Source organism: Flavobacterium sp. LMO6 (genome assembly GCF_009495795.1).
Taxonomy (GTDB): Bacteria; Bacteroidota; Bacteroidia; order Flavobacteriales; family Flavobacteriaceae; genus Flavobacterium.
In genome coordinates this window covers 1-4,726 of the sequence record NZ_WIBH01000023.1, presented here as the reverse complement: position 1 = coordinate 4,726, position 4,726 = coordinate 1, and the positions used below count along the sequence as shown (strand labels likewise).

Sequence of the window (4,726 nt, the reverse complement as noted above, 5' to 3'; positions counted from 1 at the left end):
TTGGGGAAAGCGAACCAAAAGTAGCTTGCAAATCATGTACAGAAGAAGAACATGCGCAAAATAGAAGAAGTGAATTCTTAATTATGAAGAAATAAAGATAGTTTATAGTTGATTTTTAGTTGAAAGGGCATTACTTAATTTAAGTAGTGCTCTTTCTTTTTTTAATAAATTATAGAATAAATCTATAAATAATATGTAACTAAGAAATGAAAAATATAATTTTAATTCAGAATTAAGTTTAAATCTTAATAAAATTAATAATAAATATTCTGAATTAAAATTATAAATCATATTAAATCTAAATATATATGATATTCTTTAAATATAAATGTAAATCTGAATTACAAAAAGTAGTATTTTTTTAATACTTTTTATAAAAATGGATTTTTAAATTTGAAAAATTATTTATAAAAAAGATTATCCTTATAATTAAATAAAGATTATCATTTAATTAAATATTATAAACTTTAATAGTTTTAAACAAAACCCAAAAATATGAAATATATATTCAGCCTTTTTATTTTCATGATAGGAATATCTGGATTGGCACAAAACATTTTAATTAGTCAAGGTGGAACAGTAAATGTTTCAGGTGGAGAAGTGTTTTATGATGCTGGAGGTCCTGCGGGAAATGATGGGAATACTAGTTATACAATTACTTTAAGTCCGGCAACTGCAGGCGAAGCTGTTTGTGTAGATTTTACAAGTTTTATTTCAAATGGAAATCTTGAAATTTTTGACGGTCCAAATACAGCCTCAAGAAATATAGGTACATTAAGAGGTGATTATAGTTTAAATTATAATGCGGGTGGAACACCTTATCGAACAGGTCAAACGGGTACGCCAGGTGTACCTGATGTTTTGAGTCCTGGAGTATTTTGTTCTAATAATGCATCAGGTGTATTAACATTCAGATATACGGGGCCTTCAGGTTATGCAGGATGGGTTGGTCAAGTTATTACTTATAAACAAGCATCTGCAGGATGCACTGTTAGTTTAACGGCTTCTCCAAGTACAATTTGTGTTGGAGGTTCTTCTCTTTTAAGCGCGACAGGTGTTTTAGGAGTTCCTTTAATGAGTAATGATTTTAATACAAGTTCTGTTGGTACAGGATGGTCTAGTACTGCGTCAGTTTCATTTCAAAGCGTTTTAACATGTGAGCCAAATTATGGTTATACTACAAGCAATACAGATAATTCAATTTTTGTATGGATGCAAAATGCTGCTGCTCCAAGAACGTTAGAAACAACTTCTTATGATGTTAGTGGTGGTGGTTATTTAAGTTTTGATTTTAGAGAAGCCTCAGATGATAATGGAGGAAATGGATGTGAAGCTTTAGATGATAATGAAGGAGTTTATGTACAATATTCTACTGATGGGGGAACTTCTTGGAATAATTTAAAATTAATGTTTCCGAGTGTTGAAAGTAATTTTCCTTCTGCAGCAAACATTGGTTGTGGTACTTATGTTTATGATTGGAATACAACAACTGTACCGTTACCAGCGGCAGCATTATCAGCAAATACTAAATTTCGTTGGACGCAGAGACAATCTACTTCTGCAACTCAAGATAGTTGGGGGTTAGATAATGTTAGAATAACAAGGTATGCAACTGCTACTTTAACAATTACAGATTTATCTACAAATACTGTAATTGCTACTACAACAACACCTTCAACTTCTATATCTGTTTCTCCTGCTGTAACAACTACATATAGAGCAACATTAACTGATGGAGTTACAACATGTACACAAGATATTATAGTAACAGTAAACGGTGGAACAGCAACAACAATAAATTATGCAGGAAGTCCTTTTTTACCTAATGCAGGGGCTTCTAATGTTACAGTTACAAACGGACCTGTTTCTGGTAGCTATTCAGCTACCCCTGCTGGTTTAACTATAAATACAACAACAGGACAAGTTACACCTAGTACAAGTACACCAGGAACATATACTGTTTCTGTTCCAACTGCTTGTGGAACTGCTACAACAACGGTCGTAGTTTTACCTCAAGTTTGTGGTAGCTGTGCAATTCCAACCTGCCCAATTGCTGGACCATATACTTCATATGCTACTGCAAATACTAATAATTGCAGCAATATGAACAACATGACTCCTGATATTATAGGGCCTACCACTTATGTTCAATATCACTCAGTTACAGTAAATACTTCTGGCATTTTAGGTTTAGTTGCTTCTTCAAATATTGGAGTTGGATGTTCTTCAAATAGATCATTTAAATTATATCCTATTGCTTTTTGCGGAGTTTCAGGAAGCGAAATTCTTCCTACTGTTGCTAACGCAAATGGTTCTTCATTCTCAAATCCAGAATGGATAGGATTATCACCAGGAAATTATATTGTAGAGGTTACATATGCTCCAATAGCTGGATGTACTATTCAAGATAATTGTACGTCTTATTATTCGCCAACTCCAATTGCAATATCTTGTCAAGATTATCAAATTCAAATGTATTCTGATGATCTTTTATTAAATCCAATTACTAAAACAGCTTTTGCTTGTTCAGATGCAGCGGTATTTTTAGGACCAGATACCTTTCCAGTAACATTTGATTCAGGTTTACCATTTAATTCGGTTAATATTGAAATAGTTGCAAATACGGGTAATTTAAATAATTTAGTTATTTATCGATATAATTCTGCTAATGTTTTAGTAGAGACATTAACAGTTCCTGCTGGCGGAGTATCTAATAATTATTTTTTACGACCTACTGGTTGCTATTATTCTTTAGATAAAACCAATGTAGCTAGTGGTAATTATACGTATACAATTACAGACAACACTTCAGGAGTTGTATTGGCTACTGGAACATGGATAATTACTGCTGGTGCAGAATCTTTAAAAACAGGATTATTGTTTTTCCAAGGAACCGGAAGTTATTCAGGTCCGGGTGTTTCAAATGGATTTGATCCTGCTCCTGCAGGTTCTGTTGGTGATGATTATACAGATGACAGAGGTATAGGTGTATTTGATCCGCAAGTTGCAGGAGTAGGTTCTCATACAATTACTTATACTTGGGATAATGGATTAGCTGCACCAAATCATTGTACTTTAACCAGAACGATGAATGTTACAGTGACAGGTCCAAGTGCACCAATCACAACCAATTTATCAATTTGTTCAGGGCAAACAGCTACCTTAACAGCATCAGCGGTTACAGGTACTGTTAATTGGTATACCGCTTCTTCTGGAGGTAGTTCAATATTTACTGGAAATCCATATACTACTCCAGTTTTAACAGCAGCAACATCCTATTGGGTTTCTCAAACAGTGGGTGGATGTGAAAGTACAAGAACACAAGTAAATGTTTCAATTACTGCAGGTACACCTGCAACATATACATCTACAGTTGTAAATTGTTCTCCAGGCTCTATTTTATTATCTTCTATATTACCTACCGGTACTACTTTTAATTGGGTAAGTGGTCCTTCTGGTTATACATTTCCTGCAGGTTTTCAAACTCCATTAACTACAAATACTAGTTTAACAGGTTTACCAGCAGGTACTTATTGTGTTGATGTAACTTCTCCAAATTCTTTAGGAGGTGTTGTTACTCAAACTTTATTCACTGAAACTTTTGAATCAGGATTAGGAAATTGGACTTTAGATAATTCTAATGGACCAAATATTTTTGTACTAAATAATGATTATTTAGGAGGAAGTTGTGTGACAGGATTAGGAACTTTTACAGTTCCTAATGTTCCAAATCAACCTGCAGCGGTTACATCAAGTCCAAATAGTAATTATTTACATATTAAAGCAACTACAACAACTGGAGCTACATGCGGACCAGGTTCTGTTAACTTTATTCCAAATAATGCAAATTTTGATGGACAAATATCGGATCAAAAAGCTACTCTAAATACGGTTATCAATACTGTTGGAAAATCCAACGTTATTTTTAATTTTTATTGGTTAGCCCAAGGAGAAACAAATGCAAGTGGTTCAGATGATTTTGGTAGTATAGAATACAGTATAAACGGAGGAACTACTTGGGTACAAGCTGGAGCCAAACTAAGAAGACAGACAACATGGTTGTCTGATTTTAGAACAGATCCTTTATGGGATAATCAAGCAAATCTTAGATTTAGAGTAAGATGGCAAAATGATGCTAGTTCAAGTATTGATCCACCAATTTCAATCGATCAAATAGTAATTACTGCTGATGTTACTTCAATTGCATCATGTGGTACTACAGTTCAAGAATGTTTTACAATTTTACCAACACCAGCAACACCAACTATTACATCAGTAGCTGCTAGTTGTTCAGCAACCGGAAGTTCAACAATATCAAACTATAGCGCATCTAACACGTATGCATTTACACCAGCAGGACCAACAGTTGGAGTTGCAGGAGTAATCTCAGGCATGACAGTTGGAACAAGTTATACAGTAACAGCAACCAATGGTGGATGTACTTCAGTAGCATCAGCAAGTTTTAGTAATGCTGCTCAATTACCAACACCACCAGTACCAACTATCACATCAGTAGCTGCTAGTTGTTCTGCTGCAGGAAGTTCAACAATATCAAATTACAGCGCTTCTAACACGTATGCCTTTACACCAGCAGGACCAACAGTAGGAGTTGCAGGAGTAATCTCAGGCATGACAGTTGGAACAAGTTATACCGTAACAGCAACCAATGGTGGATGTACTTCATTAGCATCAGCAAGTTTTAGCAATGCAGCACAATTACCAACAC

Annotated in this window: 1 pseudogene; it reads left to right on the top strand. The window is 34.4% G+C overall.

Annotation, left to right across the window (positions count from 1 at the left end):
* Positions 1–495 precede the first annotated feature (495 nt).
* Positions 496–4,726: pseudogene (locus tag GFJ99_RS13055) on the top strand (hypothetical protein); the annotation flags it as partial.